General features: G+C 74.1%; 21 protein-coding genes, 1 tRNA gene and 1 pseudogene. 16 read left to right on the top strand and 7 right to left on the bottom strand.

Annotated features, from left to right (window positions below; all coding sequences use genetic code 11):
• Nucleotides 1-44: 44 nt before the first annotated feature.
• From C7M71_RS18485 to C7M71_RS18495, 3 genes are all read right to left on the bottom strand, one after another.
• Nucleotides 45-1,334 (bottom strand): MFS transporter, encoded by a 1,290-nt coding sequence (locus C7M71_RS18485; protein ID WP_229758794.1) that lies wholly within the window; start codon nt 1,332-1,334, stop codon nt 45-47.
• Between the two features lie 322 nt (nt 1,335-1,656).
• Nucleotides 1,657-2,955 (bottom strand): alanine racemase, encoded by a 1,299-nt coding sequence (locus tag C7M71_RS18490; protein WP_111490449.1) that lies wholly within the window; start codon nt 2,953-2,955, stop codon nt 1,657-1,659.
• A gap of 211 nt (nt 2,956-3,166) precedes the next feature.
• Complete coding sequence (locus C7M71_RS18495) at nt 3,167-4,654, bottom strand: potassium/proton antiporter (protein ID WP_111490448.1); 1,488 nt, start codon at nt 4,652-4,654, stop codon at nt 3,167-3,169.
• 231 nt (nt 4,655-4,885) lie between these two features.
• Here C7M71_RS18495 and C7M71_RS18500 point away from each other — a divergent pair, with 231 nt between their 5' ends.
• Nucleotides 4,886-7,669, top strand: coding sequence for a penicillin acylase family protein (locus tag C7M71_RS18500; protein WP_111490447.1), 2,784 nt, complete (start codon nt 4,886-4,888; stop codon nt 7,667-7,669).
• Between the two features lie 43 nt (nt 7,670-7,712).
• Here C7M71_RS18500 and C7M71_RS18505 read toward each other — a convergent pair whose 3' ends face one another.
• Entirely contained in the window at nt 7,713-8,297 is a 585-nt protein-coding gene (locus tag C7M71_RS18505; protein WP_111490446.1) for a 5-formyltetrahydrofolate cyclo-ligase, read from the bottom strand.
• Between the two features lie 166 nt (nt 8,298-8,463).
• On the opposite strand from C7M71_RS18505, the gene C7M71_RS18510 reads away from it, so the two are divergent.
• The 15 genes and pseudogenes from C7M71_RS18510 to C7M71_RS18580 all read left to right on the top strand — a co-directional run bounded on the left by C7M71_RS18510 (nt 8,464) and on the right by C7M71_RS18580 (nt 23,098).
• Nucleotides 8,464-9,246: a GGDEF domain-containing protein gene (locus C7M71_RS18510; protein ID WP_111490445.1), complete on the top strand. Its 783-nt coding sequence runs from the start codon at nt 8,464-8,466 to the stop codon at nt 9,244-9,246.
• A gap of 10 nt (nt 9,247-9,256) precedes the next feature.
• Nucleotides 9,257-10,186, top strand: coding sequence for a UTP--glucose-1-phosphate uridylyltransferase (locus C7M71_RS18515; protein ID WP_111490444.1), 930 nt, complete (start codon nt 9,257-9,259; stop codon nt 10,184-10,186).
• Between the two features lie 93 nt (nt 10,187-10,279).
• The gene (gene glp / locus C7M71_RS18520) at nt 10,280-11,710 is read left to right on the top strand and encodes a molybdotransferase-like divisome protein Glp (protein WP_111490443.1); all 1,431 of its coding nucleotides are present in this window, start codon (nt 10,280-10,282) and stop codon (nt 11,708-11,710) included.
• A 122-nt stretch (nt 11,711-11,832) separates the two neighbouring features.
• Nucleotides 11,833-12,270: a cyclic pyranopterin monophosphate synthase MoaC gene (gene moaC, locus C7M71_RS18525; protein ID WP_111490469.1), complete on the top strand. Its 438-nt coding sequence runs from the start codon at nt 11,833-11,835 to the stop codon at nt 12,268-12,270.
• Nucleotides 12,267-12,845 carry a MogA/MoaB family molybdenum cofactor biosynthesis protein gene (locus C7M71_RS18530; protein WP_229758795.1) on the top strand — a complete coding sequence of 193 codons (579 nt, stop codon included), beginning with the start codon at nt 12,267-12,269 and terminating at the stop codon, nt 12,843-12,845. Before moaC ends, C7M71_RS18530 begins: the two co-directional genes overlap by 4 nt.
• A complete protein-coding gene (locus C7M71_RS18535; protein ID WP_111490441.1) occupies nt 12,842-13,465 on the top strand; it encodes a GNAT family N-acetyltransferase in 624 nt (207 codons plus the stop codon). The genes C7M71_RS18530 and C7M71_RS18535 overlap by 4 nt, the downstream gene beginning before the upstream one ends.
• A 150-nt stretch (nt 13,466-13,615) precedes the next feature.
• Entirely contained in the window at nt 13,616-14,734 is a 1,119-nt protein-coding gene (gene sepX, locus C7M71_RS18540; protein WP_114914427.1) for a divisome protein SepX/GlpR, read from the top strand.
• An 81-nt stretch (nt 14,735-14,815) separates the two neighbouring features.
• Nucleotides 14,816-14,889: transfer RNA gene (locus tag C7M71_RS18545), tRNA-Ala, on the top strand.
• A gap of 231 nt (nt 14,890-15,120) precedes the next feature.
• On the top strand, nt 15,121-15,390 hold the full coding sequence (locus C7M71_RS18550) for a hypothetical protein (RefSeq protein ID WP_111495066.1): 270 nt from the start codon (nt 15,121-15,123) through the stop codon (nt 15,388-15,390).
• A 124-nt stretch (nt 15,391-15,514) separates the two neighbouring features.
• On the top strand, nt 15,515-16,093 hold the full coding sequence (locus C7M71_RS18555; RefSeq protein WP_111495064.1) for a GNAT family N-acetyltransferase: 579 nt from the start codon (nt 15,515-15,517) through the stop codon (nt 16,091-16,093).
• Nucleotides 16,094-16,155: 62 nt separating this feature from the next.
• On the top strand, nt 16,156-17,685 hold the full coding sequence (locus C7M71_RS18560) for an ABC transporter substrate-binding protein (RefSeq protein ID WP_111495062.1): 1,530 nt from the start codon (nt 16,156-16,158) through the stop codon (nt 17,683-17,685).
• A gap of 16 nt (nt 17,686-17,701) precedes the next feature.
• Nucleotides 17,702-19,506, top strand: a pseudogene (locus tag C7M71_RS18565) (ABC transporter permease subunit).
• Nucleotides 19,503-20,759, top strand: a complete 1,257-nt coding sequence (locus C7M71_RS18570; protein ID WP_111495549.1) for an MFS transporter — start codon at nt 19,503-19,505, stop codon at nt 20,757-20,759. The pseudogene C7M71_RS18565 and the gene C7M71_RS18570 overlap by 4 nt, the downstream one beginning before the upstream one ends.
• 277 nt (nt 20,760-21,036) lie before the next feature.
• Nucleotides 21,037-21,402 (top strand): hypothetical protein, encoded by a 366-nt coding sequence (locus C7M71_RS18575; protein WP_114914428.1) that lies wholly within the window; start codon nt 21,037-21,039, stop codon nt 21,400-21,402.
• A gap of 160 nt (nt 21,403-21,562) precedes the next feature.
• A complete protein-coding gene (locus C7M71_RS18580; protein WP_111494721.1) occupies nt 21,563-23,098 on the top strand; it encodes a SulP family inorganic anion transporter in 1,536 nt (511 codons plus the stop codon).
• A 60-nt stretch (nt 23,099-23,158) separates the two neighbouring features.
• Here the strand turns inward: C7M71_RS18580 and C7M71_RS18585 are convergent, their stop codons facing one another.
• The 3 genes from C7M71_RS18585 to C7M71_RS18595 all read right to left on the bottom strand — a co-directional run bounded on the left by C7M71_RS18585 (nt 23,159) and on the right by C7M71_RS18595 (nt 26,314).
• A complete protein-coding gene (locus C7M71_RS18585; RefSeq protein ID WP_111494719.1) occupies nt 23,159-24,013 on the bottom strand; it encodes a class II glutamine amidotransferase in 855 nt (284 codons plus the stop codon).
• Nucleotides 24,014-24,182: 169 nt separating this feature from the next.
• On the bottom strand, nt 24,183-25,019 hold the full coding sequence (locus C7M71_RS18590) for a peptidase (protein WP_111494717.1): 837 nt from the start codon (nt 25,017-25,019) through the stop codon (nt 24,183-24,185).
• Nucleotides 25,020-25,021: 2 nt separating this feature from the next.
• Nucleotides 25,022-26,314, bottom strand: coding sequence for a VWA domain-containing protein (locus C7M71_RS18595; protein ID WP_111494715.1), 1,293 nt, complete (start codon nt 26,312-26,314; stop codon nt 25,022-25,024).
• Nucleotides 26,315-26,546: the final 232 nt, after the last annotated feature.

Below are 26,546 nucleotides of genomic sequence, written 5' to 3' on the forward strand. Positions count from 1 at the left end.
CTGGTGAGTGCTAACGACCCTCAATGATGCGGCATTCCCGGCGATCAGTCCAGCGCGGCGGATGTGAGGTGCGTCGTGCCGCTGCCCGGAGCCTCCGCGCCACGGGCCACCGTACGGCCTCCGTCCCCGGTCGGCACCAGCAGTCCGCGCAGCCCCAGCAGCACCGCGAGCGCCGTGCCGGTACCCGCCACCGGGACCAGGAACCCGGCCCAGGCGCCGGTGGAGTCGGCGAGTTCCCCCGCTGCCGTGGAGCCGATGGCCAGGCCCAGCCCGATGGCGCCGGTCAGCCAGGTGAACGCCTCTGTCTTGGCGCCCGCCGGGACCAGCGACTCCACCAGCGTGTAGCCGGTGATCAGGGTCGGCGCGATGGCCAGTCCGCAGACCAGGCCGCCGATCGACAGCGCGGCCAGGTTGGGCAGCGCCCACAGGGTGCAGCAGCCCAGCATCAGCAGCAGGTAGCAGACCAGCATCCGCTGCTGCGGCGAGCGCTTCCAGGACACCATCCCGTACAGCGCCCCGGCCAGCATGCTGCCGCCCGCGAAGATCCCGTACACGGTGCCGCTCATCCCGGGCCGCCCGGCCTGTTCGGCGAAGGCGGTCACCGAGACCTGCACGGCGCCGAAGACCGAGCCGAGGCCGAGGAAGGCGAAGGCCAGCAGCCGCACGCCAGGCACCGCCAGCGCCGAGGCGCGGCGTTCGCCCGCCGCCGGGCGCGGATGCCGGGCCGGGGCGGTGCGGCGCTGCGCGGCGAAGGCCAGGCCGCCGGAGACGGTGAGCACCGCTTCGGCGATCAGCCCGGCGGGCGGGGCGACGGTGGTGCAGAGCGCGGTGGCGATCACCGGACCGATGACGAAGGTGAATTCATCCGTCACCGACTCAAAGGCGAAGGCGGTGGTCAGCAGCGGGCTGCCGTCCAGTTTGGCCACCCACCGGGCCCGCACCATGGCCCCGATCTGCGGCACCGAGGCCCCCGCCGGGGCGGCGGCGGCGAAGAGCGCCCAGACCGGCGCATGCCCCAGCGCCAGCGCGATCAGCGCGGCGACGGAGGCGGCGTGCAGCAGCACGCCGGGCACCAGCACCGGGGCCTGCCCATACCGGTCGGCCAGCCGGCCCGTCTGCGGCCCCACCAGGGCCTGGGCGACGGCGGCCACCGCGGCGACGGTGCCCGCCGTGCCGTAGGAGCCGTGGGTGTGGCGTACCAGCAGCACGATGCCCAGGCTGAGCATCGCGTACGGGAGTCGGGCGGCGAATCCGGGGACGAGGAACGTCCAGGTGCCGGGGGTGCGCAGCAGCGGGCGGTAGCCCGAGCCTTCGACCGTTCGGCGGACCGTCACGGTCGATCCTTCCTGCTGCCTGGTAGCACGCCTGGGCGCAGCAGAATGCCCCGGGCGCACCGAGAGCCGTCCTCAGGTGCGTCGACCGGGGTAGATACCAGGTCCGTCCACCGGCCGGAAGGGAGGGAGCCGGGGCTCGGACCACGGCCGCCGAGCGGTCGCGCCGGCTCTGCATCAGGCAGATGTTGCAGAGTCCAGTCGTGGTCGTACGTGTGGACATTGTAACGAAGGCGGCAGACACCCGGGCCGACACCCGGGCAGACCCCCGGGCCGACACCCGGCCGCCCGCTGCCGCCCGCTTCCGGAGGGCCGGACCCGCCGTTCAGAAGAACGTCCTCACCAGGTCGACCACCCGGGGCCGCTCCGCGTCCGCCGAGTCCAGCACCGGGATCAGCGACCACTTGTCGAAGGCCGTGCACGGGTGGGAGAGCCCCAGCCGCACCAGGTCGCCCACCTCGACCGCCGCGTCCCGCAGAAAGGCGTGCTGGTCGTTGAGCGCGGTGATCCGGCCGCCGCTCAGCGGCCCCCGGCCGTGGACCAGCTGGGGCACCGGCAGCCCCTTGTCGTACGGGAAGTCGCGCTTGCCGCCGTCCAGCAGGGCCAGCCCCGGTTCCGGCCGGGAGACCACCCGCGCCCAGCCGTGCATCGCCGAGCGGAACGGCCGGTCGCCCGCGCCCCGGGAGAGCGGGGAGAGTCCCCGGTAGAAGCCGTCGTCGTGGACCAGGTAGGCGCCCGACCGGAGCACCACCCGGGTCCGTCCGTCCTCCCGCGCAAGGGGGCCCAGCACCTCGGCGACGGTGTCGAAGTACCCGCTGCCGCCGGCGGTGACCAGCACCTCCTCGGCTCCGTCCAGCAGGCCCTCGGCGGTCAGGCGCCGGTGCAGTTCGGCGAGGTCGCGCAGATAGCGCTCCACCGCCGCCAGCGAGTCCGCCGCCGCGTCGTCCGCAAGGGCGCCCTCGTAGCCGCTCGTCCCGGTCAGCCGCAGGGTCGGCGCCCGGTGCACGGCGCGGGCGACCGCCAGCGCCTCGCCCAGGTCGCGGCAGCCGGTGCGGCCGCCCGGGGCGCCCAGTTCCACGCAGACGTCGACCGGGCGCTGCGCTCCGGCCGTACGCAGGGCCGCGTCCATCAGGGCGACGGACCGTTCGCCGTCCACCCAGCAGGCAAAGGAGAAGCCGGGGTCGCCGTCCAGCTCGGCCGCCAGCCAGGCCAGCCCCGCCGGGTCCAGCAGGGCGCCCGCGAGGTGGATGCTGCGCAGTCCGAAGGCCCGGCCGACGCGCAGCTGGGGCAGGGTGGCGAGGGTGACGCCCCGGCAGCCGGCGGCCAGTTGGAGCTGCCAGAGCGCGGGCGCCATGGTGGTCTTGCCGTGCGGGGCGAGGTCGACTCCGGCGGCGGTGCACCAGGCGGCCATGGTGGTGAGGTTGCGGTGCAGTCCGGCGGCGTCGAGTGTCAGCAGCGGGGTGCCGAGGCCGTCCAGGGTCGGACGGCTCGCCAGATACTCGGCGACGGTGCTGCCGTGCGCCGCCGCCGGTACGGCCTTGAACCGCCAGTCCAGCCGCTCCTCGGCGAGTGCGGCGACCCGGGAGTCGATGGTCGGCCGCACTGTGATCGCCTCTGTCACCATGCGCTCTCCTCCCGGGCCTGGGCTGCTGGGTTGCGCCATGTGCAGCCGGACGATGCCTGCGGGGATCCAATCCCGGCCCTGGGCAGGGGTCAACGGGCCACGCCCATGGACGCGGGGGGAGGACCACCGGTGGCGGAACGGAAGCGGGCAGCCGCCCGGCCGCAGATGCCGAAGGTGCCGCCGCCGACCGCCCGCCCGGGTTGGCCGGCCCTCAGGCCCGGGTGCCCAGCCAGTCGGCGAGCTTGCCGCCCTGGTCCACGGCGCGCAGCCGCCGCTCGGCCGCGTCGCGGACCTGGTCGGTGGTGACGACCAGCAGTTCGTCGCCCGGGGCCAGCACGGTGGCGCGGTCGGGGACGAAGCTGGTCCCCTCCCGGACGATCAGGGTGACGGCGGAGCCTCGGGGCAGCCGCAGTTCGCCGATCTCCACGCCGACCATCCGGGACCCCTCCGGGAGGGCCACCGAGAGCAGATGGCCGTGCAGCTTCTCCAGCGGCGCCGACTCGAGGCCCAGGTCCTCGCCGAGGCTGCTGTCGGAGAGCTTCAGGTGCTTGGCGACCCAGGGCAGCGTCGGCCCCTGGAGCAGGGTGAAGACGACCACCAGCAGGAAGACCACATTGAACACATTGCGGGCGCCCGGCACATCGGCCACCAGCGGGATGGTGGCCAGCACGATCGGCACCGCGCCGCGCAGTCCCGCCCAGCTGAGCAGCGCCTGCTCACGGAATGGGATGCGGAAGGGGATGGCGGTCAGCAGCACCGACAGCGGACGGGCGACAAAGACCAGCACCAGCCCCACCACGATGGCGGGCAGCAGCGCGTCCCGCATGGTGTGCGGGGTGACGAGCAGTCCGAGCAGTACGAACATGCCGATCTGGGCGACCCAGGCCAGCCCGTCGGCGAAGCCGCGTACCGCCGGCCCGTGCGGCAGCCGGGCATTGCCGAGGATCACCGCGGCCACATAGACGGCGAGGAAGCCGGAGCCGTGCAGCAGCGCGCCGCCCGCGTAGGCCAGCACCACCAGGGCCAGGACCGCGATGGGGTAGAGGCCGGAGGCGGGCAGGGCGACATGCCGCAGCCCGAGCGCGCCGAGCCTGCCCACGGCCAGTCCGACCACCAGGCCGATCGCCAGCTCGACCACTATGGTGCCGAGCATGACGTACCAGGGCTCCAGGGGCTCGGTGGTGGCGAAGGCGACCACCAGGATGACCACCGGCGCGTCGTTGAAGCCGGACTCCGCCTCCAGCAGGCCCGTCACCCGCCTGGGCAGCGGCACCCGGCGCAGCACCGAGAAGACCGCCGCCGCGTCCGTGGACGAGACCACCGCGCCGATCAGCAGCGAGAGCCGCCAGTCCAGGCCCACCAGCCAGTGCGCGCCCAGGGCCGTCACCAGGACGCTGACCCCGACGCCGACCGTGGCGAGCATGCTCGCGGCCGGCAGGCTCGGCCGTATGTCCTGCCACTTGGTGCCCAGACCGCCCTCCGCGAGGATCACCACCAGCGCCGCATAGCCCAGTACCTGGGTGAGTGCGGCGTTGTCGAAGCGGACGCCGAGCCCGTCCTGACCCATGGCGATGCCTATGCCGAGATAGAGCAGCAGGCTGGGAAGGCCGGTGCGGGTGGAGAGCCGGACGGCCGCCATGGCGACGATCATGATGGCGGCGAAGACGAGAAGCAGCAGGTTGAGGCGGTCGACGGTCACGCAGTGGCACCTCGCTGGTGTGGTGGGCGTGAGAAGAAGGCACGACTGGGAAGAGGATCGTTATACAGCCTAACAGTTTACGTTCTCTTGGAACATGGAAGGAGGATTCATCCGGGCCCGGTAATCTCCCTCTGACCCCGCGTGCGTGCCGGTTCCACCGAGCGACCTAGGGTGGGGCCAGGCCGGCGCACCCGGCCGGTACGCCGAAGAGGACCTCTGCCAAGGACACAGATGCCCCGCTCGAAGAAGTTCCGGCGCGCTCGCCTGGTCGTGATCGTGCTGGCCCTGCTGCTCGTCGCCGGTGTGGCCGTCGGCGGCTGGTTCGGCGTCCGGACCGTCCGCGCCTCGTATCCGCAGGTGGCCGGCAGTGTGCCGGTCGCCGGCCTGTCCGGCGCGGTCGATGTGCAGCGCGACTCCAACGGCATTCCGCAGCTGTACGCGGACACCCCGGAGGACCTCTTCCGCGCCCAGGGCTACGTCCATGCCCAGGACCGCTTCTGGGAGATGGACGTCCGACGCCACATCACCTCCGGCCGGCTCTCCGAGATGTTCGGCAAGAGCCAGGTGGAGACCGATGCCTTCCTGCGCACCATGGGCTGGGCCAGGGTCGCCAAGCAGGAGTACGACGAGCAGCTCTCCGCGACCACCAAGACGTACCTCCAGGCCTATGCGGACGGGGTGAACGCCTGGCTCAAGCAGCACCCCGGCGGTTCCTCCGCCTCCCTGGAGTACACCCTTCTCGGCGCCGTCAACCGCCAGTACACGCCGGAGAAGTGGACGCCGGTGGACTCCGTGGCCTGGCTGAAGGCGATGGCCTGGGACCTCAGCGGCAATATGCAGGACGAGATCGACCGCTCCCTGCTCAGCGAGAGCTTCACCGCCGACCAGATCAAGCAGCTCTACCCGGACTACCCGTACGACCGCAACGGCACCATCCTCAAGACCGGCACCGTCGTCGGTGACGAGCACTATGTGCCCGCCGGGACCACCGCCGCCACCAGGACCGCCGACAGCGCAGACGGTGCAGACGGCGCAGACGGTGCAGACGGTGCAGACGGCGCCACCGGCAGCACCCAGGCCCGCGCCCAGGTCGCCGGGCTGCTCCAGAGCCTCTCCGGCAAGCTGGACTCGGTGCCGCAGCTGCTCGGCCCGGCAGGCCAGGGCATCGGCTCCAACTCCTGGGTCGTCTCCGGCTCCCTGACCACCACCGGCAAGCCGCTGATGGCCAACGACCCGCACCTCGGCCCCGGGATGCCGTCCATCTGGTACCAGATGGGCCTGCACTGCCGCACCGTCGACAAGGAGTGCCCCTTCGACACCGCCGGCTACACCTTCTCCGGTATGCCCGGCGTCGTCATCGGCCACAACCAGAAGATCTCCTGGGGCTTCACCAACCTCGGACCCGACGTCACCGACCTGTACCTGGAGAAGATCACCGGTACCGGCACCTACCTCTACGACGGCAGGGACGAGCCCTTCACCATCCGCAAGGAGACCATCAAGGTCGCCGGCGGCAAGAGCGTCGAGATCACCGTCCGGGAGACCAACAACGGCCCGCTGATCTCCGATCAGAGCGAGACCGACCAGAAGGTCGGCAAGTACGCCCCGGTCGGCGACGCGGCCCCGGACCGAGGCGTCACCGGCTACGGCGTCGCCCTCAAGTGGACCGCCCTCACCCCCAACCGGACCATGGACGCGGTCTTCGCGCTGGACAAGGCGCAGAACTTCGCCCAGTTCCGCGAGGCCGCCAAGTTCTTCGCGGTCCCGGCGCAGAACCTCATCTACGCCGACACCGACGGCACCATCGGCTACCAGGCCCCGGGCCTGATCCCGATCCGCAACAAGGACGACGACGGCACCTACCCGGCCCCCGGCTGGGACCCGGCCTACAGCTGGAAGCGCTACATCCCCTTCGAGGCCCTGCCCTGGGCCAAGAACCCGCCCGAGGGCTACATCGTCACCGCCAACCAGGCCGTCGTCGACGACTCCTACCCCTATCTGCTCACCATGGACTGGGAGTACGGCACCCGCGCCAAGCAGATCGGCGACCTGATCCGGAGCAAGCTGAAGAACGGCAGCAAGATCTCCCCGGATGACATGCAGGACATGCAGTTGGACAACTCCAGCGTCATGGCCAAGACGCTCGTCCCCTATCTGCTGAAGATCAACATCCGGGACGGCTACGTCCGCGACGCGCAGGACCTGCTCAAGGACTGGAACTACCGCCAGGACTCCGGCTCCGCCGCCGCCGCCTACTACAACGGCGTCTGGCGCAACCTGCTGCTGCGCGCCTTCGGCGACAAGTTCCCCGCCGACCTGCGGGCCGAGGGCGACTGCCAGCTGGTCGAGCAGAAGACCAACGACACCCTCCCCGACGACGCGGTGGGCGGCAAGCCCAAGCTGGTCCGGGAGTGCGGCAACCGCGAGCCCTCGAAGGCGCAGCCGGACGGCGGCGACCGCTGGATGGAGGTCGTCCGGCAGCAGCTCCAGGACCCCGAGAGCAACTGGTGGGACTACACCGACGCCTACGGCCGGGTCCACCACGGCCGGGACTCGCTGCTGCTCCAGGCCATGACCGACGCCCGGCAGGAGCTGACCTCCAAGCTCAGCAAGGACATCTCCACCTGGAGCTGGGGCCGGCTGCACACGCTGACCCTCAAGGAGCAGACCATGGGCAGCGATGACTCCTCGCTCGCCTCCGGGGTGGTCCAGAAGCTGCTCAACCGGGGCCCGTACCAGCTCTCCGGCGGCTCGGCGGCGGTGGACGCCACCGGCTGGAACGCCGCCGCCGGCTACCAGGTGGACTGGATCCCCTCCATGCGGATGGTGGTCGACCTCAGCGACTTCGACGCCTCCCGCTGGATCAATGTGGGCGGCGCCTCCGGCCACGCCTACCACCCCAACTACAACGACCAGACCGAGCTGTGGAAGGACGGCGAACTGCTCCCCTGGGCCTTCTCCGCCGACGCGGTGAAGAAGGCCGCCAAGGACCACCTGGTCCTCACCAAGGGCTGACCCGCCGTCAGAGTCCCTGCCACGGGGGTGCACCGGCACCGGCTCACCGAGCCGTCCGGTGCACCCCCGTCGGCGTGACCACCGCGTCCACCGCCCGGTCGTGCGGCTCGGCCGGCACCGCGTCCAGCAGCTCGTCGTCGTACAGCAGCGTGACCAGCCGGGCGCGCGACCCGGTCGCCGCCAACCGGGCCAGCACCCGGTCGTAGCTGCCCCCGCCGCGCCCGAGCCGCAACCCCCGCCGGTCCACCGCCAGCCCCGGCAGCAGCACCAGCGCCGCCTCGCAGACCGCCCCCGGACCCAGCCGTGGACCGCCCGGCTCCAGCAGCCCCCGCCCGGCCGGGAGCAGCGCCTCCGGGCCCTGGTAGACCGCCCAGTCCAGGTCGTTGTCGGGCAGCAGCACCGGCAGCAGCACCCGCACCCCCCGGGAGCGCAGCGCCTCCAGCAGCGCCCGGGTGCCGGGCTCCGCGCCCACCGAGACATAGGCCGCCACCGTCACCGCGCCCTGCGCCGGGAGGAGCGCCAGGGCCTGCTCGGCGAGCGACCGGGCCGCCGCCGCGCGCCGCTCCGGGGAGAGGGCCCGCCGCCGCGCCAGCAGCCGTGACCTCAGCGCGCTCTTGTCGTTCTCCATGGATGGTCCGGGTTCCTTCCCGACGGCAGATGGCGTGGTGCCGGTGACGGCGTACGCGGCCCAGTCTGCCGCGCCGGTCCGGCCCGGCCCCCGGGCGGATCGGATCGGACCGGACCGCCGGGACGGGCGGTACGACCGGCGGACACCCCCATGGAGAGGCGGCGGTATGAGCACGGCGGTGCTGGTCAGGACCCTGGCGGTGCTCAGCCTGCCCGCCTGCGCCGCCACCGTGGCGCTGGCCCTGCTCACCCAGCGGCTGCGCCGCCGGCACCGGGCCGCCACCGCCCGCGCCGCCGAGCTGGACCAGCGGGTGCGGCGGCTGGAGTCGGACCGCGCAGCCCTGGAGCGCACCGCCGTCACCGACCCGCTCACCGGGGTGTGGAACTACCGCCACCTCCAGCTCACCCTGGACCGCGAGGTGGCCCGCCACACCCGTGGCAACCGCCCGCTGGCCCTGCTGCTGATCGGGGTCGGCGGCTTCCAGGCCATCAACGAGGCCCATGGGCACCCGCGCGGCCACGCCGCGCTGCGCGACCTCGCCCAGCGTCTCGCCCTGGAGATCCGCCGCTCCGACACCCTGGGCCGCTACGGCGGCGAGGAGTTCCTGGTGCTGCTGCCGGACACCGGCGTGGAGGGCGCCGTCCAGGTCGCGGAGCGGCTCTGCTGGACCGTACGGCGCCACCGGCTGCCGCTCCCCGAGGACGCCGCCCGCCCCGGCCCGACCACCAGCGGCCTCACCGCCGCCATCGGCATCGCGGTGCTGCCCGGCGACGGCGAGCACGCCACCACCCTGCTGCGCGCCGCCGGCCGGGCGCTCGGCGACGCCCGGCGGGCCGGTGGGGACTGCTGGCGCGGCCTGCCCGCCGACCGGGAGGCGGCCGCCGCAGACGGGCAGACTCACCTCATCGATTCAGCCCATGTTCACATGGGCGTTTCGGCGGCTCAGTAAAGTCGTTGCCATGACCAACGTCCGCCCTCACCCCACCAAGGCCGTCGTGCCCGCCGCCGGCCTCGGTACCCGCTTTCTCCCCGCGACCAAGGCCACTCCGAAGGAGATGCTCCCCGTCGTCGACAAGCCGGCGATCCAGTACGTGGTGGAGGAGGCCGCCGCCGCCGGGCTCTCCGATGTGCTCATGGTGACCGGACGCAACAAGCGCGCCCTGGAGGACCACTTCGACCGCAACTACGAACTGGAGGAGCAGCTCACCCGCAAGGGCGACGAGACCAAGCTGGAGCGGGTCCGGGAGTCCAGCACCCTCGCCACCATGCACTATGTGCGCCAGGGCGACCCCAAGGGCCTCGGTCACGCCGTGCTCTGCGCCGAGCAGCATGTGGCGGGCCAGGCGTTCGCGGTCCTGCTCGGCGACGACCTCATCGACCCGCGCGACCCGCTGCTCTCCCGCATGATCGAGGTGCAGCGCGCGCTCGGCGGCTCGGTGGTCGCCCTGATCGAGGTCGACCCGTCGCAGATCCACCTCTACGGCTGCGCCGCCGTGAAGCCCAGCGAGTGGCAGGGGTCCGGCAAGGACGGCGAGGTCGTGCAGGTCACCGACTTGGTCGAGAAGCCGGACAGCGCCGAGGCCCCCTCCAACTACGCGGTCATCGGCCGCTATGTGCTGGACCCGGCCGTCTTCGAGGTGCTGCACGGCACCGCGCCCGGCCGTGGCGGCGAGATCCAGCTCACCGACGCCCTGCGCACCCTGGCGGGCCGTGGCGCCCACGAGGGCGGGCCGGTCCACGGCGTGCTCTTCAAGGGCCGCCGCTACGACACGGGCGACCGGGCCGACTACCTCCGCGCCATCGTCCGGCTGGCATGCGAGCGTGAGGACCTGGGCCCCGGCTTCCGTGCCTGGCTCCGGGACTTCGTCGGCACTGAGCTGAAGGCATAGCGGGGCTGAAGGCACAGCGGAGCTGAAGGCACAGCGGGCGGTGCGGCAGGCGGTGCGGCGGACAGTGCGGCGGACAGTGGGAGCGGCGAGGCGATGACAGGGTCCAGGGCGGGTACGGCAGGTCCGGCGCACGACGGCCCCCGGGGCGGGCGGCCGGCGGAGCGGGACCGCACCGCCGCACCCGGCCCCACCCTGTGGTCCGTGGAGGAGCACCTGGCCGATGTGCTGGCGGCGGTCCGGCTGTTGCCGCCGGTTGACCTGCCGCTGCTGGACGCCCAGGGGTGCCGACTGGCCGAGGACGTGGTCGCGGCGGGCGACCTGCCGCCCTTCGACAACAGCTCCATGGACGGCTACGCGGTGCGCAGCGCCGACACCGACCGCGCCACCGAGCGCTATCCGTCCGTACTGGCCGTGGTCGGCGACATCGCGGCCGGGTCGGGGCGGCTGCCCGGCATCTCCCCCGGCCAGGCCGCCCGGATCATGACCGGCGCCCCGCTGCCGCCCGGCGCCGAAGGCGTCGCCCCGGTGGAGTGGACCGACGGCGGCAGCGGCACCGCCGTGCCCGCCGACCGGATGGCGGTCGGCGCCTCGGCCGAGGTCCAGGTCTTCCGCCCGGTCGCGGCGGGCGCCCACATCCGCCGTCGTGGCAGCGACATCGCCGCCGGGGAGCGGGTGCTCACCGCAGGCGCGATGCTCGGCCCCACCCGGATCGGCCTGCTGGCCGCCATCGGCCGGGGCACGGTACGGGTGCATCCGCGCCCCCGGGTCGCGGTGCTCTCCACCGGCAGCGAACTGGTGGAGCCCGGCGAACCGGTCGGACCCGGCCAGATCTCCGAGTCCAACAGCTACACCCTCACCGCCGCCGCCCGGGACGCCGGAGCGGTCGCCCACCGCATCGGCGGGGTGCCGGACGACCCGGAGCGGCTGCGCGCGGTGCTGAGGGAGCAACTGGGCCGCGTCGATCTGATCGTCACCAGCGGCGGGGTCAGCGTGGGTGCGTACGACGTGGTCAAGCAGGCCCTCTCGCCGAGCGGCGCGGACGGGGCGGGCCAGGGGTTCGGCCGGGTCGACTTCCGGCAGTTGCGGATGCAGCCCGGCAAGCCGCAGGGGTTCGGCCGGATCGGCCCGGGGGAGGGGGTGCCGCTGCTGGCGCTGCCCGGCAACCCGGTGAGCGCCTATATCTCCTTCGAGCTCTTCGTCCGCCCGCTGATCCGCACCATGATGGGTGCCGAGCAGGTGCACCGGCCGGTGGTGCGGGCGGTCTGCACCGGCCCGCTGCGCTCGCCCGCCGGACGCCGGCAGTTTCTGCGCGGCAGCTATGCGCCGCCGGTGCCGGGCCGGGGCGAGCCGGGCACCGTCGTCCCGGTCGGCGGCGCCGGATCGCATCTGGTGGGGCCGCTGGCGAGGGCCAACTGCCTGATCGTGCTGGACGAGGAGACCACCTCGGCCGACCCCGGCGCACTGCTGGACGTGGTCCTGCTGGAGGAGTCCCCGAATCCCGGGGCCGCAGGGCGGGTACGGTAGCGCCCGCACCCCGTACCTTCGACCAGCACACCGGGCCTCTGGAGAACCACGTGACCGCGAACCCACCGGGCGGCCGGCCGGCCGACCGCCTCACCCATGTCGACGAGGCGGGGGCGGCCCGCATGGTGGACGTCTCGGAGAAGGCCACCACCGTGCGGACCGCCAGTGCGTCCGGCCGGGTACTGGTCTCCGCCCGGGTGGTGGAACTGCTGCGCGGTGAGGGGGTGCCCAAGGGCGACGCCCTCTCGGTGGCCCGGATCGCCGGGATCATGGGCGCCAAGCGCACCCCCGAGCTGATCCCGCTCTGCCACCCCATCGCCGTCTCCGGCGTGGAGGTGGAGCTGACCGTCGCCGACGACGCGGTGGAGATCACCGCCACCGTACGGACCGCCGACCGCACCGGTGTGGAGATGGAGGCCCTGACCGCGGTCTCGGTGGCCGCGCTCACCGTGGTCGACATGGTGAAGGCCGTCGACCGGGAAGCCGTGATCGACGCGGTCCGGGTGGAGGCGAAGAGCGGCGGGCGGAGCGGCGACTGGCAGCGGGACGGCGCCCGGTGAGCACCGCTCCTGCCGGGCCCGTCGGGCGGGCCCTCGCCCTCACCGTCTCCAACCGCGCCGCAGCGGGCGTCTACCCCGACCGGGGCGGTCCGCTGCTGGTCGAGGGGCTGGCCGCGATGGGCTTCGCGGTCGACGGCCCGCAGGTCGTCCCGGACGGCGAACCCGTGGAGGCGGCGCTGCGCGGCGCCGTCGCGGCCGGCTACGACGTGGTGCTGACCACCGGCGGCACCGGTATCTCGCCCACCGACCGCACACCCGAGATGACCGCCCGGGTGATCGACCGGCCGGTCCCGGGGATCGCGGAGGCGGTCCGCGCCCATGGACGGGGGAAGGTGCCCGCCGCCGTGCTGTCGCGCGGGCTCTCCGGGCTCGCCGGACAGACCCTGATCGTCAATCTGCCCGGTTCCACCGGCGGGGTGCGGGACGGCCTGGCCGTGCTGGCGCCGCTGCTGGCGCATGCCGTGGACCAGGTGCGCGGCGGCGACCATGTCCACCCCGACGCGCCCCCACCCCGGCCTGAGCACGAGCAGCAGCACCAGCACCAGCAGCACCAGCAGCACGGGAGCACCCGCTGAACGCCGTCTGGCCTGTCACCCTCACCGAGGGCGACCTCGGCCTGCGGCCGATCAGGGTCCGCGACCAGAAGGCATGGCGGGAGGTCAGCAGCCGCAACCGGGACTGGCTGCGGCGCTGGGAGGCGACCGTTCCGCCGCCCCCGCCGGGGCGTCTGGCCGGACCCCGGCCCACCTTCCGTCAGATGGTCCGCTATCTGCGGGCGGAGGCATCGGCGGGCCGGATGCTGCCCTTCGCGGTCACCTACCGAGGCCGCCTGGTCGGCCAGTTGACCGTCGGCGGCATCACCTGGGGTTCGATGTGCTCGGCCAACATCGGGTACTGGATCGACGAGGCGGTGGCCGGTCAGGGCATCATGCCGACCGCCGTCGCCCTCGCCGCCGACCACTGCTTCCGGGCGCTCGGGCTGCACCGCATCGAGGTCTGCATCCGCCCCGAGAACACGCCCAGCCGCCGGGTGGTGGAGAAACTCGGATTCCGCCAGGAGGGCCTGCGTACCCGCTATCTGCACATCGACGGCGACTGGCGCGACCACCTGGTCTATGTGCTGACTGCGGAGGAGGTGCCGGAGGGCCTGCTCAACCGTTGGCGGGCGGCCGTATCCGATCGGCGCCATAATTGAATAAGTGTTCGAAAATGATCTCAATAGCGTATCGACGTGTCGCCATTCCGCCATACAGGCGCACAAAATAGTCGGAGAATCAGCTTGATCATGCGACACACCGGCAGTAATTGGCGACAGGTGCCACCCGCCACCCCTACGGTGTGAGACGTGAGCAGTAGCGGCCTCATCTACGCGGTGATCGTAGGGGCCTGGGCTGCCTATCTGGTGCCGATGTGGCTCCGCAGGCAGGACGAGCTCAATGAAGCGCGCCCGACGGAACGCTTCAGCACCGCCATTCGCCTGCTGTCGGGGCGGGCGGCGATGGAGCGTCGCATCACCCGGTCCCTGGACGATCGGAACGACGAAACCCCCGCCGGGGAGGCGGGGGATCCCTCCGGTGTGCCCCCCGAGGCCCCGGTCCCGGCGCCGGAACCCGAGCTGGTGTCCGCAGCGGCACCGGAACCCGCGCCCGCGCCCCCCGTCCCGGCACCCCGCCCGACCCGCGCCGAGCGCGAGGCCCGGGCCGGAGCGCAGCGGCGTGCCAAGCTGCTCGCCCGCCGCCGCCGGATGGTCACGGTGCTCTTCATCGCCTTCAGCCTGGGCGCGATCGTCGCCGGCGTCGGCGGCCTGGCCTTCCTCTGGGCCCCGGCGGTCCCCGCCGTACTGCTCTCCCTCTACATCGGACGGCTGCGCCGCCAGGAGCGCCTGCGGTACGAGGTGAAGCTGGACCGCCGCCGCGCCGCCGAGGCGGCCCAGCGGCTGCGCGAACGCGAGCGGCAGCGCCGCCGGTCGGAGCAGTCCGCCGCACCGCAGCCCCAGCCGCCGCAGCGCCCCCAGCCGCACCAGAGCCGCCAGTCGCACCAGAGCCGTCAGCCGCACCAGGGCCGCCGCCCGGCCCGCCCGGCCCGCGCGGCCCGTCAGCCCCGCCCGGCCGAGGCTCCCCAGGAGCCCCCGGCGGACGCCCCCGCCCCCGCTGCGGAGTGCCAGGCCCTGGTCGAGGCCACCGACCACGAGGAGTGGGTGGACGGCCTGCGCGAGCGGTCCGCCGACCCCGACTCCTGGGATCCGGTCCCGGTTCCGCTGCCCACCTATGTCACCGCCCCGGTCGCCCCCCGCAGCACCGGCGCGCTGGACCTCAACGCCCCCGACGCCTGGAGCGCCGGCCGGGTCGCCACCCCGCCGCCGACCGCCGCCCCGCAGCGCGACCGCACCCCCCTCTTCGACCAGTACGCCGACCCCGAATCGGCCGTCGCCGACCACCCCCGCCCCCGCGCCGCCAACGAGTAACCCGCCCGGTCACGGCGCCCGCCACCCCCACCCAGGGTGTGCGCGGGCAACTGCCGGGGGATGCTAGAGTTCTTTCTCGTTGGGGCTGTGGCGCAGTCCGGTAGCGCACCTCGTTCGCATCGAGGGGGTCAGGGGTTCGAATCCCCTCAGCTCCACCCAACACAGAGGCCCGGTCGGATCACCGACCGGGCCTCTTGGTGTCCGTAGGGGGGTCGCCCTGCTGGTGCTGACGGCGTGGCAGTCGGCGTCGGACGGGGGGTCATGCGCCGGTGGGGGCCTTGCCCGGTTCCGGGGTCGGGGGGAGACTGGAGAGCAGTGATCTTGGACGGACTCGGGGGCGTGCGGTGCACCCGCGCCGCGCGGCGCAACCGGCAGGAGTCCCGGCGATGACATGGTTCAACGTTCTGTACTACCTGGTGATGACCCTGGCCTTTCTGGGCTGCCTGGGCATGGCGGCCAGGTCCCGGCATAGGCCGATGGTGGCGCTGGTCTGGCTGGTGGCCGCCCCGATCGTCGCATTCGCTGCCCCGGCGGGCATCCTCTTCGCTGCCATCACGGTCGCGCTCTGGCTGATCCTCGACGGGCTCAGGAGGGTGGGCAAGGCACACCCCGGGGCCGGGCGGGCTGCACGGCACACCGTGGTCCGGCCTGTGTAGCCGGCGAGGGGCGGCTGCGCGGCCGAGGGGCGGGCTGGGTGCGACCCCGTACTTTCTGCAAATTGGTCGCAGATAGGATCGACTGGCATCAGAGCCGATCCGGGAGTACGGGAGCAGCATCCGCATGTCGACGTCAGTCCGCGTACACGCTGAGGAAGCCGGGGCCGCGCACCCCGGATATGTGGTGCGGCCGGCGACCCGGTCGGACGTGGACGGCGCGCGCAGCGTGATGCTCGACACCGTGTACGGGGACCTGCGCTCGGGCTATGTGCCGCGCTGGCACGCGGACATCATCGACCCCGAGGGCGTCTACCTCGCCCCGCCCCGGCACACCCTGCTGGTGGCGGAGTACGAGGGCGAGGTAGTGGCCACCGCCGGGGTGCGGTCGCACGGCCCGGCGCACCCGCCGAACCCCCGGTGGCTGGCCGAGCGCTACCCCTCCGGCGGCACCGCGCAGCTCTGCCGGGTCTATGTCCGCGCCGAGCACCGCAGGCGCGGGCTGGCCCGGCGGCTGGTGGCCGACCTGCTGGACTTCGCCGCCGCCGACGGCGGCTATCGGGCCGCCTATCTGCACACCGACCCGTCGGTGCCCGGCGCCGAGCCGTTCTGGCGCTCCCTGGGGCGGGTGGTCTGCGATGAGCGGGAGCTGCCGGGCGGCGGGCAGGGCATTGTGCACTTCGAGTTGCCGATGCCCGCCGTCTGAGCCCGCCGTCTGAGCCTGCTGCCTGAGCCTGCCCGATCCCGTCCCGATCCCGTCCGAACAGAATGAGACCGAGGAACCCCGCCGTGCCGCGCCGCCTCGCCGCCAGCCTTCTGCTGCTGCCCCTGCTCACCGGCTGCTTCGCCGCCGGTTCCGGCAGCGCCGACCCCGCCGCCGGAGACGGAGGCAGCGGCAGCGGCGCCCGGCTGCGCGTGGCCATGGCGTTCCCGCCCGCCGAGCGGATGTCCCCGTACGGCGACGACGGCGTGCTGCTGAGTCGGCTGGCCGTCACCGAGGGGCTCACCTCGCTCGACACCGACGGCGCCGCCGCCCCCGCGCTCGCCGCCTCCTGGAAGCGCGACGGCGACCGGGACTGGACCTTCACCCTGCGCCAGGCGGCCTTCCAGGACGGCACCGAGGTCACCGCCGAGAACGCCGCCGCCGCGCTGCGCCGCGCCACCGAGGCCGACCCCGCGCCGCGCGCCCTCAGCGGGGTCGACCTGCAGGTCGAGGCGGCCGGTCCCCGCACCCTGCGGATCACCACCGCCGCCCCCGACCCGATACTGCCGCAGCGGCTCGCCAACCCCTCGCTGGCGGTCCTCTCCCCGAAGGCGTACGGCGCGGACGGCCGGGTGGACCCCGCCGGGCACGCCACCGGCCCGTTCACCCTCACCCGGCTCGACGGCACCCGCTCCGCCACCCTCCAGCGCTTCGACCGCTACTGGGGGTCCGGGGCCGAGGCCGCCGGGATCGATGTGCAGTTCGTCGCCGACGGCACCGCCCGCGCCAATGCGCTGCGCAGCGGCGCCGTGGACGTGGCCGAGGCGGTGCCCGTCGCCCAGGTGCCGCTGCTGGCCGACGGCACCGCCCGCGAGGTGCCCACCGTGCGCACCAGCGGCCTCTACCTCAACACCCGCAAGGGCGCCTTCAAGGACCCGGCGCTGCGCGCCGCCGCCCGCGCCGCCATCCGCCCCGCCGAACTCGCCCGGGGCGTCTACGAGGGGCACGCCGACCCCGGTCAGGGCCTCTTCGGCCCGGCCGTGGCCTGGGCGGAGGGCAAGCGCGTCCAGCCGACCGGACGCGCCCGCCCGGCCGAAGCCGACACCGTGCACGGCCGCAGCATCGTGCTCGCCACCTACAGCAACCGCCCCGAACTGCCCGAGACCGCCGCCGTGCTCCAGCAACAGTTGCGGAAGGCGGGGTTCACCGTGCGGCTGGAGGTCCGGGAGTACTCCCGCATCGAGTCGGACGCCCTGGCCGGGGCCTTTGACGCCTTCATCCTGCCGCGCGCCGCCCTGCTGGACACCGGAGACCCGGTCTCCTTCCTGGCCAGCGACTTCACCTGCGGCTCCAGCTTCAACCTCGCCCAGCTCTGCGACAAGACGGTGGATGCCGCCGTGGCGAGTGCGGCGGCCATCGGCTCCACCGGGGCCCGGCAGGACGCGGTGATGCGGGCCGAGGCCGCCGTCCTGGCCACCGACGCCATGGTGCCGCTGGTGCACCAGCGGGTGGTGCAGGGCGTCGCCGCCGGGGTGCGGGGCGTGCTGCTGGACCCGTATGAGCGGACGCTGGTGGGCACCGGCACCCACCGCTGATGCGCACCCGCCACCGATGAGCGGCCGAGTCCCGGGCACCACCGCCGGCGCCGCCGCGCTCGCCCACGCCGGGCGGGCCGTGGCCGGTGCCGCGCTGCTGCTCGCCATCGCCCTGCTGCCCTGGCTCTCCAGTACCGACCCGGCGCTCACCGTGCTGCACGCCCGCTCCGCCGAACGCGAACCCACCCCCGAGGTGCTGGCCGCCGTACGGGAGCAGCTGGGCCTGGACGCCGGTCCGCTGCGGCTGTTCGGCCGCTGGCTCGGCGGCCTGCTGCACGGCGACGCAGGCACCTCATGGATCTCCGGGGCGCCGGTGCTGCCCGCCGTCCGCGACGGGCTGGGCGTCTCGGCCACCCTCGTCCTGGCCGCCGCCCCCGTCGCCGTCCTCACCGCCGCCCCGCTCACCGCGCCCGCCCTGCACCGGGGCGGGCTGCGCCGCACGGCCCGGCGGACCGCCGGTCTGGCGGCGGCCCTCCCGGCGGCCCTACCGGAGTTCCTGCTGGCCGCCGTGTTGGCGGCGGTGCTCGCGGTGCGGCTCGGCTGGTTCCCGGCGGTCGGCTGGGAGGGGCCGAGCTGGACGGTGCTGCCCGCGCTCTCGCTGGGCGTGCCCACCGGGGCGTTCCTGGCCCGGCTGCTGGACGACGCGCTGCCCGCCGCCTTCGCCGAACCCTGGGCCCGCGCCGCGACCGCCGCCGGAATGCCCGCCCGCCGGATCGCCGCCCACGCCATGCGCCGCTGCCTGCCCGCCCTGCTGCCCAACGCCGCACTGACCGCCGTCGGCCTGCTCGGCGGGGCCGTCGCCGTGGAGAACGTCTTCGCCATACCCGGGCTCGGCCGACTCACCCTCCAGGCCGCCCTCGCCAGGACCTCCCCGTCCTCCAGACCGGAGCCCTGGCCCTGCTGCTGCTCGGCGCCGCCGCCGGTCTGCTCGCCCGCACCGCCGGCCGCCTGCTGCTGGGCAGCGCCCCGGCCGCCCGCGCCCTGCCCGCCCTGCACCGGCCGCCGCTGCCCGCCGGGCGGGTCCGCGCGGTGGCGGCGCTGCTCGCGGCACTCCTGCTGGCCACCACCGTCGCGGGCCTGCTGCGCGACCCATACGCCATCGACACCGCCGCCCGGCTGGCCGGTCCCTCCGCCGCCCACCCGCTCGGCGCCGACGCCCTGGGCCGCGACCTGCTGGCCCGCCTCGGCCATGGGGCGCTGCACACCACCGGCCTCGCGGCGGCGGTGACCGCCGCCACCCTGCCGCTCGGGCTGCTCCTCGGCCTGCTGCCCCGGCTCTCGGCCGGGCTGGCCGAGACCGCCAACGCCGTACCGCCCGTGCTCTGCGGGCTGCTGGCCGCCGGTGCGCTCGGCTCAGGACCGTACGGGGCCGCGCTGGCGGTGGCCGCCGTGGGCTGGGCGCCGCTGGCCGTGCACACCGCCGCCCTGGTCGAGCAGCAGCGGGCGGCCACCCACCTGGAGGCCGGCCGGGCGCTGGGCGCGGGCCGGTGGCACCTGCTCCGCCGCCATCTGCTGCCCGCCGTACTGCCGCCGGTCGCCCGGCACGCCGTGCTGCGCCTCCCCGGGACCGCGCTGGCCCTGGCCTCCCTGGGCTTCCTGGGCCTGGGTTCCGCGCCGCCGGCGCCCGACTGGGGACTGCTGCTCTCGGAGAACCTGCCGTACGCCGAGCGCGCCCCCTGGGCCGTGCTGGCACCCGGGGCGGCGCTCTGCCTGCTGGGCGCGCTGGCGGTGGCGCTGGCCGCAGCGGCGGGCTCCGGAGCGGCGGGCTCCGGGCGGAGGGCGAGGGTCGGGGCCGGGGCGGGGCGGGCTGGTGAGCGGTGAGTGGTGAGACGGCGGTCGGGGCGCGGCGGCGGCCGTTGGGCGATCTGCGGGCGCTGCCGCCGCTTGCCAGGCTGCTGATCAGCACGCAGCTTGCCTTCAACCTCGGCTTCTATGCGGTGCTGCCCTACCTCGCCGGGCATCTGGGCGGCGGGCTCGGTATGACGGGCTGGCTGGTCGGGCTGGTGCTGGGGCTGCGCACCTTCAGCCAGCAGGGGATGTTCGCGGTGGGCGGCGCGCTCACCGACCGGTTCGGGCCGCGCCCGGTGGTGCTGGCCGGATGCGGGCTGCGGATCGCCGGGTTCCTCTGGCTCGGGACGGCGCGGGCCACCTGGGCGGTGGTGGCGGCGGTGCTGCTGGTGGGCTTTGCGGCGGCGCTCTTCTCGCCCGCCGTGGAGTCGGAGCTGGCCCGCCAGGCCGTGCGGTACGAGAAGGCCGGGCATGCCCCGCGCACCCGGGTGCTGGGACTCTTCTCCGCCGCCGGGCAGCTGGGCGCCTTCGCCGGGCCGCTGCTGGGCTCGCTGCTGCTGCCGCTGGGCTTTCGGGCGGCCTGCCTGGCGGGTGCGGGGGTCTTTGTCCTCGTCCTGGCTGGGCACTGGCGGCTGATGCCGGGCGGGCACCCCGGGCGGGCAGTCGGCGACGCAGCGCGCGGGCGGGCCGGGGGCTCCCTGGGCGGGCTGCTGCGCAATCGGCGCTTCATGGCGCTGGCTCTGGCCTACAGCAGCTATCTGCTGGCGTACAACGAGCTCTATCTGGCCCTGCCGCAGGAGGTGGCCCGGGCGACCGGCTCGCAGGCGCCGCTGGCCTGGCTCTTTGCGCTCTCCTCGCTGCTGGTGGTGGCGGCGCAGCTGCCGGTCTCCCGGTGGGCTGCGGCCCGGCTGAGCCCCCGGGGGTCGGTGGCGGGCGGGCTGCTGCTGGTGGCGGCCGGGTTCGCGGTGGTGGCGGTGGCGCTGCCCGCCGGGTGGCGGGGCGTACCGGGGCTGGGACCGGCGGCGGGCCTGGTGGTGCTGCTCACCGTCGGGCAGATGCTGGTGGTGCCGTCCGTACGGGCCTGGGTGCCGGAACTCTGCGACGACCGGCGGCTGGGGCTGTACACCGGGGCGCTCTCCTCGGTCTCCGGGCTGGTCGTGCTTGTCGGCAGCGCCCTCACCGGCCGACTGCTGGACCTCTGGGGCAGTGGCCCGCTGCCGTGGCTGGTGCTGGCCGCGCTGCCGATGGCGGGCGCCGCCCTGGTGCCGCGCCGTACCGGATCGTGAGGCATTCGGGCGGCGGGCGGTGGTGGCCGGCCGAACCGGCGCACCACCGGGTGGCGGTCTTCGACGGGCTGGGTATCGGTGCAGGTCGGAGGGGTGGCGGGGAGCGGCGTCGGCGGGGTGGGCGGGCGGTTCGGGCGGTGCCGCGGTGGCGTTGTGGCGGGCTTGGAGTGGCCTTGGGGCGGCCTGGGGGTGGTCCGAGTGGCCGACTGTTCGTCATATGGGCATGCTGTACTTACTTTGGGTGACGCCATGGTCCAGAGGGGGTGAAGCCGTGCCGATGAGATCGATCCGCATCCTGGTGGCGGCGGTCGCCGCCCTGGTGGCGATCGGACTGCTGGCGACCACCGCGTTCGGAAGTGCCGCCACCCGGGGCTCCGGGGCGAGGGGCGCCGTCGTCGCCGCCCCGGCGAGCGCCTGCGCGGAGGAGGAGCCGCCCCAGCAGTCCCCGGCGCGACCCGGACCCCGGCTCGACCGCCGTACCGCCCCGCGACCCGCCCCGGGCAGCGCGGTGGACCACGGGTGCGGCGAGGTCCGGGACGCAGGCGGGGGCACGGGCGCGGTGGCGGGCCCGCGTGCCGGTGCTTCGTATAGGAACTGCTCCGACCGGCCCGACCTCGCGCGGCTGCACGTTCTGCGCTGCTGACGGACGCTTGGTACGCCCGTTTGTCCCCGACGCGCCGCGCCGCCTCTGCGAGCGCGAGCGGTCCGGTGATCTCCGCCTGCGCCGATGACGGCGTGTGTGCGGCCCCCTCCTTGCGAACCGCTTCGGACACCCGTCCGTGATCACCCTGAGTGAGGATTTGATGACTCCTCGTTCCTCTCTGCGTTCCGCCTTCCGCCGTCCTCCCTTTCTGCGGCAGGATCTCGCCGCTTCGCTGGTGGTCTTCCTGGTCGCCGTGCCGCTCTGCGTCGGCATCGCCGTCGCCAGCGGCGCCCCCGCCGAACTCGGCCTGGTCACCGGCATCGTCGGCGGTCTGGTCACCGGGCTGCTGCCGGGCAGCAGCCTCCAGGTCTCCGGGCCCGCCGCCGGGCTCACCGTGCTGGTGCACCAGGCCGTCACCACCTATGGCCTCCCCGCGCTGGGCGCCGTCGTGCTGGCCGCCGGAGTACTCCAGGTGGCCATGGGCGTGCTGCGGCTCGGCCGCTGGTTCCGCGCCATCTCGGTCTCGGTGGTGCAGGGCATGCTGGCCGGGATCGGCCTGGTACTGATCGCCGGACAGCTGTACCCCATGCTGGGCGCGCAGGCGCGCAGCAGCGCCATGGCCGACCTCGCCGGACTGCCCGCCCTGCTGGCGCACACCGCCGGGTCGCCCCGGGCGCTGACGGCCGCCGCGATCGGCGGCGGAGCCCTGCTGGTACTGCTGGGGTGGCGGTGGCTGCCGGCCCGGGTGCGCGCTGTGCCGGGCCCGCTGGCGGCGGTGGTGCTGGCCACCGCCGTGACCGCCGCCGCCGGGCTGGACGTGGCCACGGTCGAGGTGCACGGACTGCTGGCGTCCGTCCAGCCGCCGGGCCTCTCCGACCTGGAGCGGCTGGCCGGGACGGGGCTGCTCGGCACCGCCGTCGCCTTTGCGCTGATCGCCTCGGCGGAGTCGCTGTTCAGCGCGGCAGCCGTGGACCGCCTGCACAACGGTCCGCGCACCCACTACGACCGGGAACTGGTCGCGCAGGGCGTGGGCAACACCGTCTGCGGGCTGCTGGGCGCGCTGCCGATGACGGCGGTGATCGTACGGAGCGCCACCAATGTCCACGCCGGGGCGCGGACCAGGCTCTCCCGGGTACTGCACGGCTGCTGGCTGCTGCTCTTCGCCGCGCTGCTGCCCGCCGCCCTGGGGATGATCCCGCTGGCGGCGCTGGCGGCCGTGCTGGTGCACGCGGGGGCGAAGCTGGTCCCGGTCGCCGCGCTGCGGCCGCTCTGGCAGGCGCACCGGGGCGAGGCGGTGGTGCTGGTGGTGACGGCGGTGGCGGTCACCGCGACCAACCTGCTGGAGGGGGTGCTGCTGGGGCTGCTGCTGGCGGTGGTCAAGAGCGCCTGGGAGACCTCGCACCTCAAGGTGGAGGTGGTGGAGGCGGCCGAGGCGGTGGAAGGGCCCGCTGCGCCGATCCTGGTCCGGCTCTCCGGCAACGCCACCTTTCTGCGGCTGCCGGGCATGCTGGGCGCCCTGGAGACGCTGCCCCAAGGGCGTCCGGTCACGCTGGACCTCGCCGACCTGCTCCATGTGGACCACGCCTGCCGTACCGCGCTGCATGACTGGGCCGCGCGGCGCGAGGGGGAGGCGGAGGGCGAGGCAGAGGGCGGGGCGGAGGGTGAGGCGGAGTCGGTGCGGGTGCCGACGCCGTAGCGGGCATCCGGGCGCCGGGGGCTGCCACGGCTGCCATGGCTGTCACGGCTGTCACGGCTGTCACGGCTGGGCGGCGACGGCGACTGCTGCGGGGGACGGTTCGAAGGGGAGGATCTCGTACCGGCCGTGCTGGACCAGGACATAGCTCGACTCGGGCACCTCGTTCCATGCCTCGGGCACGTCGCCCAGCGGCTCGGAGACGATCATCCGGGCCTCGTCGGACGCCTTGCCCACCAGCGGATTGCCCGGGTAGAGGGCGCGCAGGCCCTCGATGTCGGTGCTGTGGAAGAGCGACCGCGAGCGGTGTTCGGTGGAGTAGCGGAAGGCCCAGAGCCGCTCGCCGTTGCAGGCCGCGACCGTCATCTGCACCGGGTACTCGATGCCGTTGCGGCGGCCCACCTCCTCGACCAGCCCGACCATGCGGGCGACCGCGCCCGGCGGGTCGTCCTGGAGGCCGAGGGTGAGCGCCAGGAAGAACATCACCTCGGAGTCGGTGGTCCCCTCGATGGAGGAGTAGAGGTCGGGGGAGACGGCGAGGGCGAGTTCCCGCCTGATCGTGGAGAACCCGGCGATCATGCCGTTGTGCATCCAGAGCCACCGCCCGGAGCGGAACGGGTGGCAGTTGGTCTGCTGGGTGGCCGAGCCGGTCGAGGCCCGGATATGGGCGAAGAACATCCTGGACCGGATGTGGCTGGTGAGCTCCCGCAGATTGCGGTTGCTCCAGGCCGGGCCGACGTCGCGGAAGATCGCCGGGGTGGGGCGGTGCCCGTACCAGCCGATGCCGAACCCGTCGCCGTTGGTGGTCTCCACACCGAGCTTGGAGTGCAGGCTCTGGTCGATGAGTGAGTGGGCGGGTTTGTAGACGATGTCCTCAAGCATGATCGGCGAGCCCGAGTAGGCGAGCCATCGGCACATGCGCGCGACTCCTCTCGTGACGGCTGAGGAGAGCTGGACAGCTGGAGAGGCGGTTACGGCCAGTATGTCGGGGAACGGACGGGTGCGCCCTCCCGACCGGGCGTGGTGGGCTCGGTCGGGAGGGCGCGGGTGGTGCCGGGGGCCTCAGGGGCGGGGACAGGGTTGGGGGTCAGGGGCGGGCGGAGAACCAGCCGTGGCGGTGGCGGGTGAGGCTGTACCCGGCCACGCCCAGGAGGGCGGCCAGCACACCGCCGCCCGCGGTCCAGAACCACCGGGAGGTGAGCCCGGAGAACCAGCCGCCCTTGCCGTCGTCGTCGGAGCCGGCTCCGGCAGCGGAGACCGAGGAGGAGGGACCGGGGGAGGGTACGGCGTCGCCCGGGGCCAGGGTGGCTCCGGCGTTGACGGCGGGTACCAGCGGGGCCTTGAGGTCGCCGCCCTCGGGATCGGCGTCCCCGCCCTTCGAGGCGATCCGCATCTCCGCCTGGATCGGCAGGCCCAGGTCCGTTTCGGGCAGGTCGGTGACCGACAGCCGTACGTAGTAGGTGCCTGGCAGCGGGTCCCCGGACCACGGCTCGGCCCAGGAGCGCACCTGGCGCAGCGTGCAGTCGAGGGAGACGGACTCCGCTTCGGCCTCGGCGGTCGCCGTCTGCGCCCCCGCCGTGCACGCCTGGCGGCGGCGCAGGCCGTCGAAGACATCGACGGTCCAGGTGGCGGCGCCGTGGCGGTTGGCGGTCGGCGGCAGGGTGACCGTGACGGCCACGCTGTCGGTCTGCCCGGCGGCGGAGGCGAAGGACCAGTAGAGGTAGTCGCCGGTCGAGGCGGACAGCTGGACCTGCTGACCTGGTTGCACGGTGGTGGCGGTGAGGAAGGAGGTCCCGGCCCGGGTGACCGTCTCGGCGCTGCCGGAGGGGCTGGGCGAGGCGGTGTCGGCCGCAGCCGGGGCGGCGGACGCCGCCAGCAGCAGTGCGGTGGTCGCGGTGGCATAGAGGAGATGTGCCGTACGCATCGTCAGTTCGCCCTCCAGATGGCGATCCGCCAGCGGGCCAGCCAGCCCGTGATCAGACCGGTGAGCAGGCCCGCCAGGGCCAGCACGGCCAGCAGCACCCAGCCACGGCCGAGGTCGGGGCCGCTCGGGGCGGGGGAGGACGCGACCACGTCGACGGTCAGCTCCACTGGCATGCCGGGGTCCCGCTTGACGGAGGCCGGTGCGGAGAAGGAGTTGCTGACGACCAGGCAGACGGTGTCCTGGGTGGTGGTGTCGGCGGCGGCGGTGGTGTCGGTGGGCGATTCGGTGGGGGTGGCGCCGCCGTCCGGGGACCAGCGCAGGCCGGTGGAGAGCACATCGGTGCGGCCGCTGCCCGCGTCGGTGCCGCGTACCAGCTCCTGGCCCTCCGGCGAGAGGGCGCGCAGCAGCACGCCGTAGTCCTTGCTCAGGGTGCGGTCGAGGGCCACGCTGACGGAGGCGCGCAGCTCCTGGCCGGGGCGGATCGGCACCCGGTAGAAGCGGTGCTCCTCGAACTGCTCGCGGTCCGCGTAGACGCCCGGCGTGAGGACCGGGGCGGTGGCGCACTCGTCGGCGCCCGCGATCTGCTGCGGCGTCTGGTCGTAGGTCTCCTGGGCGCGGTCGACCAACTGCTTGATGCGGTGGGTCAGTTCGTCACCGTTCTGGACGGCGGTGTAGGTGCCGCCGGTGGCCGCGGCGATGCAGGTGAGCTGCCGGCGGACCTTGTCGTCCAGGGTGAGCCCGAGGGTGTCGACCACCAGGTGGGTGCCCTGCGCGGCCAGCTCGCGGGCCACCTCGCAGGGGTCGGGCGGGGCGCAGGTGTCCTCGCCGTCGGTGATCAGGACGATCCGGCGGGTCGTCTCACCGGTGCCCAGGTCCTTGGCGGCCTCCCGGAGGGCGAGTCCGACCGGGGTGAAGCCGGTGGGGCGCAGGGTGGCGATGGCGGTCTTGGCCTCGGTCCGGTCGGGGTGGCCGACCGGCACGATCTGCTGGGTGTCCTTGCAGCCCAGGGTCTTGTCGTCGCCTGGGTAGGTGGCGCCGAGCACGCGTATACCGAGCTCGGTCTCCTCGGGAAGGGAGTCCACCACCTCGTTGAAGGACTGCTGCGCCACCGAGATGCGGCTTCGGCCGCCGAGGTCGGTGGCGCGCATCGAGCCGCTGACGTCGAGTACCAGCTCGACCTTGGGCGGTTCCTTGGCGGCGGTGGTCTCGTCGGCGGACGCGGGGGGTGCGCCGAGCATCGTTAGGGCGGCCAGCACGCTGAACAGGGCTGCCGCCGACCGTCGTCTGGTGATCACCCGCCGATCGTAGTGATCGTCAGCTTGTCTTAGGGGAGGGGGGTTGGGGGTGGGGTGTGGGGTGGGGTGTGGGGGCGGGGTTGGGCGTGCGGGGTTGGGCGTGCGGGTGAGGTGGCGGTCGGGGTGGGGGAGGCGGGCGCGGTCGGCGGCGGCGGTGCCGTGCTCCCAGCCGGAGGGGTCGCTGCCGCGCAGGCGGTGGCTGGTGGTGGTGGGGAACATCCGGTCGGTGGCG

Source organism: Peterkaempfera bronchialis, from assembly GCF_003258605.2.
GTDB lineage: Bacteria > Actinomycetota > Actinomycetes > Streptomycetales > Streptomycetaceae > Peterkaempfera > Peterkaempfera bronchialis.